Genomic DNA, 12,936 nt, shown 5'->3' with positions numbered 1-12,936 from the left:
CGCCGGGCCAGGACAGTCACGGCTGTCACGAGAACAGCGTGCGGAACGCATAGGTAAAGACATGTTCGGTTCCGTTCGAGCACCCGGTCGGGCCGGCCCACGGAACGCTCACAGGGGCTGCGCAGGTGTCGCATAAGCGCTGTAATGGCCAACGTGGTCAGTGAGGGCGCCCGAGAACCCCAAGAACGCAGAACGCGAACGCTGCGTGTCGAAGGTGCCCTCAAAGCGATCGCGGTCGATCAGGAATCGCCGGAACGCGTGCACCGTGTCCTCGAACAGGCACTCGTCTTCGCCGGCGCCGCGTTCGCCGCCCTGTACACACCCGGCCAGGACGGCGAGCTGCTGCGCCTGGTGGAGTCGGCCGGGGCGCCGAGGACGCTGTACGGACTGCGCGACAGTTATCCGCGCACCGGGCGTTCCCCCGTCGCCGAGGCTCACCGCGGCGGACGCCCCGTCTCGCTGGGCCCAGCGCAACTCGCCGAGCACGTCCAGGCCCGGCGCGTGCCGTACCGGGACTTCTTCCTGACGGCCCTGCCCGTCCACGGGGACGGCGGCGGCTGTCTCCTCGCCGTGTGCGAGCGCCCCGACGGATTCGACACCGAGGACCGCGAGTGCCTGCACCTCATCTCCGAGGCGGTCGCCTTCCCCGCACCGGCCGCGCCCGCCGAGGGCGGTGATCTGCCGCCGGGCGCGTTCAGCCTCGCCATGGACACCGGCCGCGTCCGGGCCGGCGACGACCTGCTGGACCTGTTCGGCCTGGACCCCGTGGAGTTCGACGGCCGGGTCGAGACCCTGCTCGGCCTGACCGTGCCGGAGGACCTGCCCTCCCTGATGTCCGTGGTGGAGGCCGACCACATGTCCATCGGCGACCGGGAGCTGGAGTTCCGGGTGCTCCAGCCCACCGGACCCCCGAAGTGGATCCGGCTGCGCGGGCGCCTCCTGCCCGGCGGCGTGGGCCACTCCGCACGGCTCGTGGGCACCGTCGACGACGCCTCCACGCTGCGCTCCGACGTCACCGACGTGGCCCGCGTCCAGCGCCTGGCCACCGCGCTGGCCACCGCCGTCACCGTCCGCGACGTCGGCAAGGCCGTGGTCGCCGCCCTGCGCCGGCCACTCAGAGCCGACCGCATCGCGCTCGCCGAGCTGGAGAGCGACCGGCTCGTCGTCACCGTCCTCGACCCGCCCGAACCCGAGGCCTGGCCCGAGCTGTGGCGCCGGGAGTGGCGCACCGAATGGCCCGACGCGCCCGTACGCGCCATGCCCACCCTCGCCGCCGCCCTGCGCGAGGGCCGCGCCCGGATCTGGCCCGCCGGCAGCGCCTTGGAACGCGGCCTGTCCGAGGTCGGCCCCGGCGGTCTCGCCGTCCTTCCGCTGCCCGCCGGGAACCGCATGGCCGGGGCCTGCCTGATCGGCTGGGACACGCCGCACGACTTCGGCTCCGACGAACGCGCCCTGCTCACCGCCTGCGCCGGCCTCGCCGGACAGGCCCTGATGCGGGCCCGCGCCTTCGACGCCGAACACGAACTCGTCGGCATGCTCCAGCGCCAGTTGCTGCCCCGCCGCCTGCCCCGCCTGCCGGGCGCCGAGGCCGTCACCCGCTATCTGCCCAGCACGGCAGGGCTGGAGCTCGGCGGCGACTGGTACGACGTCATCCCGCTGCCCGACAACCACGTCGCCCTCGTCATCGGTGACGTCCAGGGCCACAGCGCCGCCGCAGCCACCCTCATGGGCCAGATGCGCACCGCCCTGCGGGCCTACGCCGTCGAAGGGCACACGCCGGACGTGGTGGTCTCCCACGCCAACCGGCTGCTCATGGACATGGAGAGCGACCTCTTCGCCACCTGCGCCTACGTCGACATCGACCTGGAGGAGGGCTCCGCCTGGTGCGTGCGCGCCGGGCACCTGCCGCCGGTGCTGCGCTACCCGGACGGTACGACCGAGATCGCGGAGGCCGAGGGCGGCCCGCCCCTCGGGGTGATCACCCAGGCCGACTTCCCGATGAGCCCGCTCCGGCTCCCGCCCGGCACCCTGATCGCCCTGGTCACGGACGGGCTCGTCGAGACGCCCGATTCCGACATCGACGAGGGCATGGAACGCCTCGCCGGCCAGCTGGCCGCGTCCGCCCCCGTCGACCTGGGGCTCGTCGCCGACGCCCTCCTCGGCAGCGCCCAGCGCAGCGACGACGTCGCCGTGCTCCTCCTGCGCTACGACGGCATGGACCTGCGCCCGCTGCGGGAGAGCTGGACGGTGTGGCGCGTGCCGCAGGCGGTCGGGCACGCCCGCCGCTTCGCCCGGCGCACCCTGCGCTCCTGGGGCGTCACCGAGGACTTCGACGCCGCCCTCCTCGTCGTCTCCGAACTCGTCACCAACGCTCTCGTCCACACCGACGGCCAGGTCCGCATGGACCTCACCCTCGTCAACGACCGTCTGCGCGTCGCCGTCGCCGACGCCTCACCGCGCTCTCCGGTCAGACCGGCCAGCATCGGCTGGGAGGCCACCGGCGGCCGGGGCGTCCTCCTCGTCGAGGCACTCTCCGCGACGTGGGGCACACTGCCGGTCAGCGGCGGCAAGCAGGTGTGGGCGGAGTTGGCCTTGGGGCGCTGAGCAGCCGCGAGTTCCTTGTGACCGCTCGGGTTCACCGGGTACCCGGAGCGACCCTAGAAGGAAGAACCGCCACGAGCCGAGGAAAGAGGCCCATCATGGCTCAGCATGTCCGCGACATCATGACCGGTGATCCCGCCACGGTCGAGCCGCAGACCTCCGTCGCCCAGGTGGCCCGCATCATGCGCGACGAGGACCTCGGAGTCGTCCTGGTGACGGAAGGCGACGATCTGCGCGGGTTGGTCACCGACCGTGACCTGGTGATCCGGTCGGTCAGTGAGGGCGGCGACCCGGAGCGGACCACCGTGGCCGGAGCGTGCAGCGACGACCTGGTCACCATCGGCCCCGACGAGGACCTGGTCCACGCGGTGGAGCTGATGCGTGAGCACTCCGTGCGCCGTATCCCGGTGGTCGACCACGGCCACCCCGTGGGCATCGTCTCCCTGGGCGACATGGCCATGGAGCGCGACCCGGAGTCCGCGCTGGGCGACATCAGCGCCGCCCGTCCCAACACGTGACAGGTGTGAACAGCTCTGCCGCGCAGACGAGTTGAGAGCCTCGGTCCAGGCGTCACGACGCGCGTTTGTTCGGTTTCCCGTTGGATACCCGAACAGCAGCGGACCCAGAAGGAAGATGATGAGTCGTGACGTCCATGGACCTGAGTGACAAGCCCGCCGTCCGTCGGCCGGAGACCGGCTGGTCGAAGGCACGCCGCCTGCGCGGCAAGGCCGCGCTGCGGACCTGCCTCCCCGCCGTCGAGAACCGGGCCACTCCCGGAATCACACGCTCCGGGGCGGAGTGGAACATCGTCAGGGGCGAGGACTGACCGCTCCCCGGAAGGCCGCGCGGTGACGAGCCGAGTAACTCCGCGCATCGACAACCAAAAGAAGTGATGTTCACATCCGCCGGATCACGACTAAGGTGAACCGAATGAAGGCTCTCGTGCTGTCCGGCGGCGCAGGAACAAGACTGAGGCCGATCACACACACGTCGGCCAAGCAACTGGTGCCAGTGGCCAACAAGGCTGTGCTCTTCTACGGGTTGGAGTCGATCGCCGAGGCCGGCATCACCGACGTGGGAATGATCGTCGGGGACACGGCCGCCGAGATCGAGGAAGCGGTGGGTGACGGGTCGAAGTTCGGCCTGAAGGTCACCTACATCCCCCAGGAGCGGCCCCTCGGGCTGGCCCACGCGGTACTGATCGCCCAGGACTACCTCGGCGACGACGATTTCGTGATGTACCTCGGCGACAACTTCATCGTCGGCGGCATCACCGACCTCGTCGACGAGTTCCGTGACAGCCGGCCCGACGCCCAGATCCTGCTCACGCGCGTGGCCGACCCACGCGCCTTCGGTGTCGCCGAACTTGACCCGTCCGGCCAGGTGACCGGCCTGGAGGAGAAACCCGAGCAGCCCAAGAGCGATCTCGCCCTGGTCGGCGTCTATCTGTTCACGCCCCTGATCCACGAGGCCGTGCGCGCCATCGAACCGTCGTGGCGCGGCGAACTGGAGATCACCCACGCCATCCAGCACCTGATCGACTCCCGCGCCGACGTGCGCAGCACGGTCATCAAGGGCTACTGGAAGGACACCGGCAACGTCGGCGACATGCTCGAGGTGAACCGTACGGTCCTCGAAGCCATGGAGCGCCGCATCGACGGCGCCGTGGACGACGCCTCGGAGACCATCGGGCGGGTGGTCGTGGAAGAGGGCGCCCGGATCGTCAACTCCCGCATCGTCGGGCCCGTCGTCATCGGCGCGGGAACCCTCGTCAGCGACTCCTACGTCGGCCCCTTCACCTCGATCGCGGAGAACTGCCGGATCACCGACAGCGAACTGGAATTCTCGATCGTGCTGCGGGACTCCTCGATCCGGGGCGTCGGCCGGATCGAGTCCTCGCTGATCGGGCGGCATGTCGAGGTGACCCCGGCCCCCAGCGTCCCCAGCGCCCACCGACTTGTCCTCGGAGACCACAGCAAGGTGCAGATCACTTCATGAACCTCCTCGTCACCGGTGCCGCCGGGTTCATCGGCTCCCGCTACGTCCGTGCGCTGCTCGCCCCGGACGCGCCCGACGCGCCGCGCATCACCGTGCTGGACAAGCTCACCTACGCCGGCACCCTCGACAACCTCGAACTGACCCACCCCCGGCTGGAGTTCGTCCAGGGCGACATCTGCGACGCCGAACTCGTCGACAAGCTGATGGCCGATGCCGACCAGGTCGTGCACTTCGCCGCCGAGTCGCATGTGGACCGCTCGATCACCGGCGCCGCCGACTTCGTCCGCACCAACGTGCTGGGCACCCAGACCCTGCTGGACGCCGCCCTGCGCTACGACGTGGGCCCGTTCGTGCACGTCTCCACCGACGAGGTCTACGGCTCCATCGAATCCGGCTCGTGGCCGGAGGACCACCCGCTGCAGCCGAACTCGCCGTACTCGGCCTCCAAGGCCTCCTCCGACCTGCTCGCTCTCGCCTACCACCGCACCCACGGCCTGGACGTGCGCGTCACCCGCTGCTCCAACAACTACGGCCCGCACCAGTTCCCCGAGAAGGTCATCCCGCTGTTCGTCACCAACCTCCTCGACGGCGGGACCGTGCCCCTGTACGGCGAGGGCCGCAACGTCCGTGACTGGCTGCACGTCGACGACCACTGCCAGGGCGTCGACCTCGTCCGCACCCAGGGCCGGCCCGGCGAGGTCTACAACATCGGCGGCGGCACCGAACTCACCAACAAGGAACTCACCGGCCTGCTCCTTCAGTCCTGCGGCGCGGACTGGGACCGGGTGGAGTACGTCGAGGACCGCAAGGGCCACGACCTGCGCTACTCCGTCGACTGGAGCAAGGCCCGCGACGAACTCGGCTACCGCCCTGCCCACGACTTCACCACCGGCCTCGCCGAGACCGTCGCCTGGTACCGCGACAATCGTGCCTGGTGGGAGCCCCTGAAGCGGCGCGTCGCCCAGGAGCGCGCATGAGGTGGCTGATCACCGGCGCGGGCGGAATGCTCGGCCACGACGTCGTCGAGGAACTCACCTGGCGCGGCGAGGACGTGGTGGGCCTGGACCGCTCCGCCCTGGACATCACCCGTCCTGAGGCCGTCGACGCCGCGGTGCGGGAGCACCGCCCCGACCTGGTCGTGAACTGTGCCGCGTACACGGCCGTCGACGACGCCGAGACCGACGAGGCCCGCGCCCTGGAGATCAACGGCGACGGACCGCGTCTGCTGGCCCGGGCCTGCGCGGCGCACGACGCCCGGCTGATCCACGTCTCCACCGACTACGTCTTCTCCGGCGAAGCCGGTACCACCCCCTACCCGGAGAACCATCCGCCGGCACCGCGCACCGCCTACGGCCGCACCAAGCTGGCCGGCGAGCGGGCCGTGCTGGAGGAGCTTCCCGGGGCGAGCGCGGTCGTGCGCACGGCTTGGCTCTACGGGGTGCACGGCACTAACTTCGTGCGGACCATGATCGGTCTCGAAGCCCGCCGCGACACCCTCGACGTCGTCGACGACCAGCGCGGGCAGCCCACCTGGAGCGCGGACGTCGCCGAGCGGATCGCCGACCTCGGACCCCGGCTCGGTCCCGACGCGCACGGTGTCTTCCACGCCACCGACTCCGGCGAGGCCACCTGGTACGAGCTGGCCCGCGAGGTGTTCTCCCTTCTCGGCGCCGACCCGGACCGGGTGCGCCCCACCAGCAGCGCGGCCTTCCCCCGGCCCGCGCCCCGCCCGGCGTACAGTGCGCTCGCACACGGCCGGTGGCAGGAGATCGGCCTGCCCCTGCCGCGCGAGTGGCGCTCCGCCCTGCACGAAGCACTGCCCCGCATCCGCAAGGAAGGTCCCCCTTCGTGAAACGCCATGAGTTCCTCCGGGAACTGCACAAGGTCAGCGCCAATCGCAACTACCTGGAGATCGGCGTCAACGACGGCCGCAGCCTGCGCCTGTCCCGCGTCCCCAGCATCGCGATCGACCCCGCCTTCAAGGTGGTCTCGGAGCTGAAGTGCGACGTCCACCTGGTGAAGGCCACCAGTGACGACTTCTTCGCCCGTGACAACCCCCTCCAGCACCTCAAGGGCGGCCGTCACCCGCTGCGCAACCTGCGTCGCGGCCGCAGCCCCATCGGCTACTGGCGCCGCACCACGCTGGATCTCTCGTTCATCGACGGCATGCACATCTTCGAGTACGCCCTGCGCGACTTCATGAACGTCGAGAAGCACTCCGACTGGTCCAGCGTGATCGTCTTCGACGACATGCTGCCGCGCAGTGTGGACGAGGCGGCCCGGGACCGGCACACCAACGCCTGGACCGGCGACGTCTACAAGATCACCGAGGTGCTGGCGCGCTACCGCCCCGACCTGGTCACGATCCAGGTGGACACGGCGCCCACCGGCCAGCTCGTCGTCTTCGGCGCCGACCCGAACAACCGGGTCCTGCACGACAAGTACGACGAGATCATGGCCGAGTACAAGGTGCCCGACCCGCAGAAGGTCCCCGAGGCGATCCTCGAACGGGCCGGCGCGGTACGCCCCGAGGCCCTCGTGGAAGCAGGCTTCTGGCGCCCCCTCACCCAGGCCCGCAACCGCGGCCTGCCCCGCCGAATCGGCTGGGAGCCCCTGCGCAAGTCCCTGGAACAGGTGGGCGTCAGCCGCTGACCCCACGGCGCCGGCCCGCCCGGGGGCGACCGGCGCCGCCACCTTCTCCCGGGTCGGCGTCACCGGCCCCGGGCGCGAACGAGCCTGCGACGTGTCGCGGTGCCTGCCTCCCGGTGTGTGGCGGTATCAGTCTCGGGGCCGCTGCGGGCGGCGGGGCCGGGACGGTGCGGGGCTGCGCTTGCGGCGAGCCTCGGGCACCGGTCGTGCGCCGCTGCTCGCCGAGCCCGCTGTGGTTCCCCCGGCGCGGGGCGCGCAGGTGGCGGGTGTGTCAGCACTCGCTGTGCGTCGCGGTCAGTCTCCGGGCGTGCCACGGGCACCTGTCCGGTGCGTTGCGCGTCCCCGTGCGCGGAGCGTGCCTCACCGCTTCAGTGCTTCAGCCCCCTGGGCTGCCAGGCCGGTCGTCTCGGCTGGGCGGCGGGTGTCCGGCTCCCCCCCGGCAGGCCCGGGCTCGCAGTGGGGCGGGTTCCGGCCTCGGGCCGCTGCTCCCCTCAGTGCTCAGCCCCCTGGGCTGCCAGGCCCGTCGTCTCGGCTGGGCGGCGGTTGTCGGCCTCAGCCCCCCGGCGGGCCCGGGCTCGCAGTGCGGTGGGTTCCGACCGGGCCGCTGCCCCTCAGTGCTTCATTCTTCTGGGCCGTAGGCCGGTCGGCTGGGATGGGCGGCGGTTGTCCGGCTTGGCCTCCCGGCAGGCCCGGGCTCGCAGCGCGCCTGCCGGACCTGAGCGGCGGCGGGTGCGCCGCGCCCAGGTTCGCTGCGCCCGGCACACCCGCCGCATCACTCGGGCGTCAGCCGTCTCCCCGACCGGCCCTCAGTTCCTCGTAGTACGCACGGCAGGTCTCGTACGACGGGAGCAGACCCTGGCGTTCCGCCTCGGCCAGGGTCGGGGCCTGTTCGTCCTTCGGGGAGAGGAGAGGGGTGATCCCCTCGGGCCAGGCGATGCCGAGGGCCGGGTCGAGGGGGTGGATGCCGTGTTCGCGCTCCGGGGCGTAGCCGGTGGAGCACAGATAGACCACCGTGGCGTCGTCGGTGAGTGCCATGAACGCGTGGCCCAGCCCCTCGGCGAGGAACACCGCGTGGCGGGTGTCGTCGTCGAGTCGTTCGGCCTCCCACTGGCCGTAGGTGGGGGAGCCCACTCGGATGTCGATCACCACGTCCAGGACGGCACCGCGCACACACGTGACGTACTTGGCCTGGCTGGGCGGCACATCGGCGAAGTGCACACCACGCAGCACGCCCCGCCGGGAGACCGAGCAGTTGGCCTGGGCCAGCGCCAGATCGTGGCCCGTGGCCTCACGGAACTCCTCGCCGCGGTACCACTCGTTGAAGCTGCCCCGGTCGTCCGGAAAGATCTTGGGCTCCAGAATCCAGGCGCCCTCTATCCCCAGTGGTCGCATGCTGTCACTGCCCTCCGATCCTGATACGGGAAACCACCTTCCGACGCGCGGTACCGACCACCCGCCGCGCCCGCCGCGCCAGCCGCAGCGCGACACCGGGCCCCGGCGCCGGCACGACCAGCACCTGACCGTCGGCGGCGCGCAGCGCGAACGGCAGCCCGGTGAAGCGGGGCCGGTCGGCGCCCGGGGCCAGACACAGAGCCACCCGCCAGGTGTCACGCGAGAGGTCCTTGGCGGGCATCGCCGCCTCCAGCACCGCCCCGCGCCCGTCCGGGGCGGGGGAGAGCGTGCCGGACGCGTCGAGGATCCGGCTCGAGGAGACGAACCTCAGCCGCACCTCGCTGTCGCCCTCGACATGCAGCGGAAGCGGAGCACGGAAACGGTCCCCGGAGACGGTGACATCCATCGGCTGCACGCTGCCCAGACCGAGCCGCTTGCCCCGCGCGCCGAGCTCCAGGGAGAGGTTGCCGTGCGGCTCCGTCCAGTACGGCAGAACCGGCCTGTCGCCGACGAGTCCCACGTCCGGCGTGGGCCGGGACGCCCGCGGCGCCGGGCCCAGGCGGCACTCCTTGGTCCAGCCGCCCAGCTTGACCCGCACGACCGCGTCCCAGACGCCGTCACCCGGCAGGCCGGCCGGGTCGACGGTGGCGGTCGCCCGCAGCACCAGCCGGACCTCCTCGCCGTCCCCGACGGACACGGTCTCGCGCGTGAACTTCACCGGCTGGAAATACTGTGCGGCGCTGGAGCGCTCGCGCAGCAGCAGATCGGCCGTGGCCTGCCCAAAACGGGCGGCGGTCTCCGAGGCCACCCACTCCACCGCCTCGGTCACGTCCTTGGGCACGTCGTTCAGCGGGGCCGCCTCGGCGTCGGCGGGGAAGGTCATCGGCTCGCCACCGGACGTGTACTCGGCCGTGAAGCCGATGCTGAGGGAGCCGTCCCGCCACTCCACGTGCCCGGGGGCCGCCTTGGGGGCGATGCCGGCCTCCCATTCCGCGAAGGACACGACGTCGTCGTACCGGTCGGCCGCGGCCAGCGCGGCGACGACCTGCTGCGTCGGCTGCAGCCCGTCCGCGACACCGGGACCGAACCGCTCGACGACGACCTCGTGGATCTCCCCGAACAGCTCCTTGCGGTAGTCATCCGGCAGGTTCAGGAAGCGCCGGGCCCGCAGTCGCTCGACCATCTCCACGCGCAGCCAGCGGCGGAAGAGCTTGTCACGCACCGGGCCGGGCTCGGTGTACCGCTCGACGACGTCGAGGGCCTCGCGGAGGTTCTTGAAGTACCCGACGGGATCGAAGCGTACGAACCCGGCGTTGGAGCTGTCGTCCCGCCGGATGTGGTAGTAGCAGACGTAGTCGCTGACCACGGAGACGTTCTCCGCGCGCAGATACGCCTCGGCGATGAAGACGTGGTCCTCAAGGCGCCGTCTGCCCTCGGGAAAGCGCAGCCCGGTGCGGTCGAGGAAGGCACGGCGGATCATCTTGTGCGGGGTGAGGCTGTCGATGAGCGGGGCGTTCTCGACGGTGGCACGCGGGTGGTTGCGGCGGAACAGCTCCACCGGCACGCCGCGGCCCTTGCCGGCCATCTTGCCCACGACGACATCGGCACCGTTGGCCACGCCGTAGTCGTACATCCGCTCCAGGGCCTCGTCGCCCAGGTAGTCGTCGTTGTCGACGAACATGACGAACTCGCCCCGGGAGGCAGCGATGCCGACGTTGCGGGGCTTGCCCGACCAGCCGGAGTTCTCCTGGTGGATGACCTTCATCCGGGGGTCCTCGGCGGCGAGCGCGTCGAGCCGGGCGGGGGTGGCGTCGGTGGAGCCGTCGTCGACGAAGATCACCTCGTACTCTTCGGGAGGCAGTGACTGCCTCTGCAGCGAGGTGATGCAGTCCTCGATGTAGATCCCCGGGTTGTAGACGGGGATGATGACGCTGACCTTGACCGGCATCGGGTTTCCGGGCCCCTTCGGGTCGCTTGCCGTAGACGTCCTGTCTTACTGCGTGTTGCCCGATGCTAACCCGGTAGACAACGCTGCCTCACCTTTCGAGACCTGGCCGTGATCATCTGCGTCGATACGACAACTGAGCTGCACGGTCTGTCTGTTCGCGGTCAAGTCGATTCCCGGGTGGAGCGGGCCGCTGCCTCTAGGCTGAGGGCGTGCGTCTTCTTCTCATGTCCGACACTCACCTGCCGAAACGGGCCAGGGAACTGCCCGCACCGCTGCTGGCCGAACTTCCGCACGCCGATGTCGTGTTCCACGCCGGGGACTGGGTCGACACGGCCACCCTCGACCTGCTGGAGAGCCGCTGCCGCAGGCTCGTCGCCGTGTACGGCAACAACGACGGACCGGACCTGCGGGCCCGGCTGCCCGAGGTGGTGTACGCGGAAGTGGGCGGGCTGCGCTTCGGGGCGATCCACGAGACGGGCCCCGCCCAGGGCCGGGAGAAGCGCTGCGCCGCCCGCTTCCCCGAGCTCGACGTGCTGGTCTTCGGCCACAGCCACATCCCCTGGGACACCACGGCCCCCACCGGCCTGCGCCTGCTCAACCCGGGCTCCCCGACGGACCGCCGCCGCCAGCCCCACTGCACCTACATGACCGCCACGGCCGCCGACGGCCGGCTCACCGATGTGGAACTGCACCGCCTGCCGCCGCGCTAGACCGGGCCTGCCCCCGATCGTTCCGGGAACGGCCGTGACATGATCGGCGTATGGGGCGGGACAAGGGATATCTCCTGGACAACCGGCAGGTCGAGGCCGGTACCCGCTTCGAGGCGCTGGCGGCCCTCTTCGACGCCTCGGCGTTCCGGCACTTCGAGACGGTCGGGATCGACGAGGGATGGCGGTGCTGGGAGGTCGGGGCCGGCGGGCCGAGCGTCGCCGCGTGGCTCCGTGAACGCGTCGGGCCGCGCGGGCGCGTGCTCGCCACCGACATCGATGTCTCCTGGGCGGAGACCGCCGCCACCGGGGGAGTGGAAGTGGTCCGCCACGACGTGGGCCGCGACGCACCCCCGGCCGGGCTCTTCGACCTGGTCCACGCCCGTCTCGTCCTGGTCCATGTGGCCGAGCGCGATGCCGCGCTGCGCACCATGGTCCGGGCGCTGCGCCCCGGCGGGTGGCTGCTGGTCGAGGACGCCGACCCCGCTCTGCAACCGCTGATCTGCCCGACGAGCACGGCCCCGAGCAGGAGCTGGCCAACCGGCTCCGCACCGGCTTCCGCCGGCTGCTGCGGCAGCGTGGTGCCGACCTCTCCTATGGACGCAGGCTGCCGCGCCTGCTGCGCGAGGCCGGCCTGGCCGACGTCGAGGCCGACGCCTACTTCCCGATCACCTCGCCCGCGTGCGACGTCCTCGAGACGGCCACCGTCCAGCAGGTACGCGACGAACTCGTCACAGAGGGCCTCGCCACGGAGGAGGAGATCGAGCGGCACCTGGCCAACATCGCGGCCGGGCGCCTCGACCTCGCCACCTCCCCGATGATCTCGGCGTGGGGCCGTCGGCCGGTCGGCGACGGCTCGCAGCCCTGATCCAGGCGGCCAGTCGTCTTTTCCGGTCTCGCGTAGAGCTGAACTCGAGGCACCGTCGGCCGGTGCCTCCTCTAGAGTCGGCCCTATGACGGAGGCACCGGCCCTGGACCGTGGCGCGCGGTCCCGTGACGCGATACTGGACACCGCCGGCGAGCTGATGTCGCGCCACGGCTATGCCGCCACGTCCATCTCGATGATCTCCGCCGCATGCGGTCTGCCGGTCAGTTCGATCTACTGGCATTTCCGCAGCAAGGACGGGATCTACGTCGCGGTGCTGGAGCGCGCCAGGACCGTACTGCTGGCGGCCCTGCCCCCGGCCGAGGTGCCGGGCGCCGACGTCGCGCAGCGTCTGGACACCTTTCTCACAGAGCTCGCGGGCGCGTTCCGGCGCCACCCGCGAGGTGTGAAGCTGCTGTTGGGGCTGGGCATGGTGCAGAAGGACGCCAGTGCGGCGGCTGTGGCCGAGGTGCGTCACTACCGCGATGCGCTGGTGGCCTGGGCCCGGGATTCCGTGAGCTCGGTCTTCGCACTGCGTGACCGCCCCGAGGTGGCGGACGAACTGGCGCGCTTCACGCTGAGGATGACGAGCGGAACCGCGGTGGCCCGTTGGTTCGAGCCGGACGCGGTCCTGGAGACCGAACCGCTGCGCGTGGCATTGCTGGCGCTGGCGACCCACCACGGCGTTCCCGTGCGGGGCGTCACGAAGAGGCAATGACGCCCCGGTACCTGCCGTAGCGCGAAATCGGCCGCGCCCGTCGGCGCGGGAACGGGCC

The 12,936-nt window shown here is 71.3% G+C and carries 11 protein-coding genes and 1 pseudogene; 10 read left to right on the top strand and 2 right to left on the bottom strand.

All coding sequences use genetic code 11. The features are described 5' to 3' along the window. Positions 1-144: 144 nt before the first annotated feature. The 7 genes from OG542_RS02570 to OG542_RS02540 all read left to right on the top strand — a co-directional run bounded on the left by OG542_RS02570 (position 145) and on the right by OG542_RS02540 (position 7,251). Positions 145-2,604: a SpoIIE family protein phosphatase gene (locus OG542_RS02570; protein WP_328407786.1), complete on the top strand. Its 2,460-nt coding sequence runs from the start codon at positions 145-147 to the stop codon at positions 2,602-2,604. Between the two features lie 95 nt (positions 2,605-2,699). Next, positions 2,700-3,119: a CBS domain-containing protein gene (locus tag OG542_RS02565; RefSeq protein ID WP_311129329.1), complete on the top strand. Its 420-nt coding sequence runs from the start codon at positions 2,700-2,702 to the stop codon at positions 3,117-3,119. A gap of 125 nt (positions 3,120-3,244) precedes the next feature. After that, complete coding sequence (locus tag OG542_RS02560) at positions 3,245-3,427, top strand: hypothetical protein (protein WP_193481523.1); 183 nt, start codon at positions 3,245-3,247, stop codon at positions 3,425-3,427. A 104-nt stretch (positions 3,428-3,531) separates the two neighbouring features. After that, on the top strand, positions 3,532-4,599 hold the full coding sequence (locus tag OG542_RS02555) for a glucose-1-phosphate thymidylyltransferase (protein WP_311129330.1): 1,068 nt from the start codon (positions 3,532-3,534) through the stop codon (positions 4,597-4,599). Next, positions 4,596-5,576 (top strand): dTDP-glucose 4,6-dehydratase, encoded by a 981-nt coding sequence (gene rfbB / locus OG542_RS02550; RefSeq protein WP_311129331.1) that lies wholly within the window; start codon positions 4,596-4,598, stop codon positions 5,574-5,576. The genes OG542_RS02555 and rfbB overlap by 4 nt, the downstream gene beginning before the upstream one ends. Continuing rightward, positions 5,573-6,451 carry a dTDP-4-dehydrorhamnose reductase gene (gene rfbD, locus OG542_RS02545; protein WP_328407783.1) on the top strand — a complete coding sequence of 293 codons (879 nt, stop codon included), beginning with the start codon at positions 5,573-5,575 and terminating at the stop codon, positions 6,449-6,451. Before rfbB ends, rfbD begins: the two co-directional genes overlap by 4 nt. Then, complete coding sequence (locus OG542_RS02540; protein WP_184587033.1) at positions 6,448-7,251, top strand: class I SAM-dependent methyltransferase; 804 nt, start codon at positions 6,448-6,450, stop codon at positions 7,249-7,251. Before rfbD ends, OG542_RS02540 begins: the two co-directional genes overlap by 4 nt. Before the next feature lie 780 nt (positions 7,252-8,031). On the opposite strand, the gene rfbC is transcribed toward OG542_RS02540, so the two are convergent. Together rfbC and OG542_RS02530 are read right to left on the bottom strand one after the other, a co-directional pair. Beyond that, positions 8,032-8,640 (bottom strand): dTDP-4-dehydrorhamnose 3,5-epimerase, encoded by a 609-nt coding sequence (rfbC, locus tag OG542_RS02535; protein ID WP_311129334.1) that lies wholly within the window; start codon positions 8,638-8,640, stop codon positions 8,032-8,034. 4 nt (positions 8,641-8,644) lie between these two features. Beyond that, a complete protein-coding gene (locus tag OG542_RS02530) occupies positions 8,645-10,588 on the bottom strand; it encodes a glycosyltransferase family 2 protein (protein WP_328407781.1) in 1,944 nt (647 codons plus the stop codon). 209 nt (positions 10,589-10,797) lie between these two features. Here OG542_RS02530 and OG542_RS02525 point away from each other — a divergent pair, with 209 nt between their 5' ends. The 3 genes and pseudogenes from OG542_RS02525 to OG542_RS02515 all read left to right on the top strand — a co-directional run bounded on the left by OG542_RS02525 (position 10,798) and on the right by OG542_RS02515 (position 12,878). Continuing rightward, positions 10,798-11,298, top strand: coding sequence for a metallophosphoesterase family protein (locus OG542_RS02525; protein ID WP_328407779.1), 501 nt, complete (start codon positions 10,798-10,800; stop codon positions 11,296-11,298). A 50-nt stretch (positions 11,299-11,348) separates the two neighbouring features. Next, positions 11,349-12,163: pseudogene (locus tag OG542_RS02520) on the top strand (methyltransferase domain-containing protein). A gap of 85 nt (positions 12,164-12,248) precedes the next feature. Beyond that, positions 12,249-12,878: a TetR/AcrR family transcriptional regulator gene (locus OG542_RS02515; protein WP_311129338.1), complete on the top strand. Its 630-nt coding sequence runs from the start codon at positions 12,249-12,251 to the stop codon at positions 12,876-12,878. The last annotated feature ends 58 nt before the right edge of the window (positions 12,879-12,936 follow it).

It is taken from the genome of Streptomyces violaceus (genome assembly GCF_036014075.1).
Lineage (GTDB): Bacteria > Actinomycetota > Actinomycetes > Streptomycetales > Streptomycetaceae > Streptomyces > Streptomyces violaceus.
This window is presented reverse-complemented; position numbering and strand designations above follow the sequence as displayed.

Excerpts from the sequence above, each read along its gene's own strand:
- OG542_RS02570 (WP_328407786.1), top strand. The coding sequence starts at position 145 with ATGGCCAACGTGGTCAGTGAGGGCGCCCGAGAACCCCAAGAACGCAGA.
- OG542_RS02530 (WP_328407781.1), bottom strand. The coding sequence starts at position 10,588 with ATGCCGGTCAAGGTCAGCGTCATCATCCCCGTCTACAACCCGGGGATC.
- rfbC (WP_311129334.1), bottom strand. The coding sequence starts at position 8,640 with ATGCGACCACTGGGGATAGAGGGCGCCTGGATTCTGGAGCCCAAGATC.
- OG542_RS02555 (WP_311129330.1), top strand. The coding sequence starts at position 3,532 with ATGAAGGCTCTCGTGCTGTCCGGCGGCGCAGGAACAAGACTGAGGCCG.
- rfbB (WP_311129331.1), top strand. The coding sequence starts at position 4,596 with ATGAACCTCCTCGTCACCGGTGCCGCCGGGTTCATCGGCTCCCGCTAC.
- OG542_RS02515 (WP_311129338.1), top strand. The coding sequence starts at position 12,249 with ATGACGGAGGCACCGGCCCTGGACCGTGGCGCGCGGTCCCGTGACGCG.
- OG542_RS02565 (WP_311129329.1), top strand. The coding sequence starts at position 2,700 with ATGGCTCAGCATGTCCGCGACATCATGACCGGTGATCCCGCCACGGTC.
- rfbD (WP_328407783.1), top strand. The coding sequence starts at position 5,573 with ATGAGGTGGCTGATCACCGGCGCGGGCGGAATGCTCGGCCACGACGTC.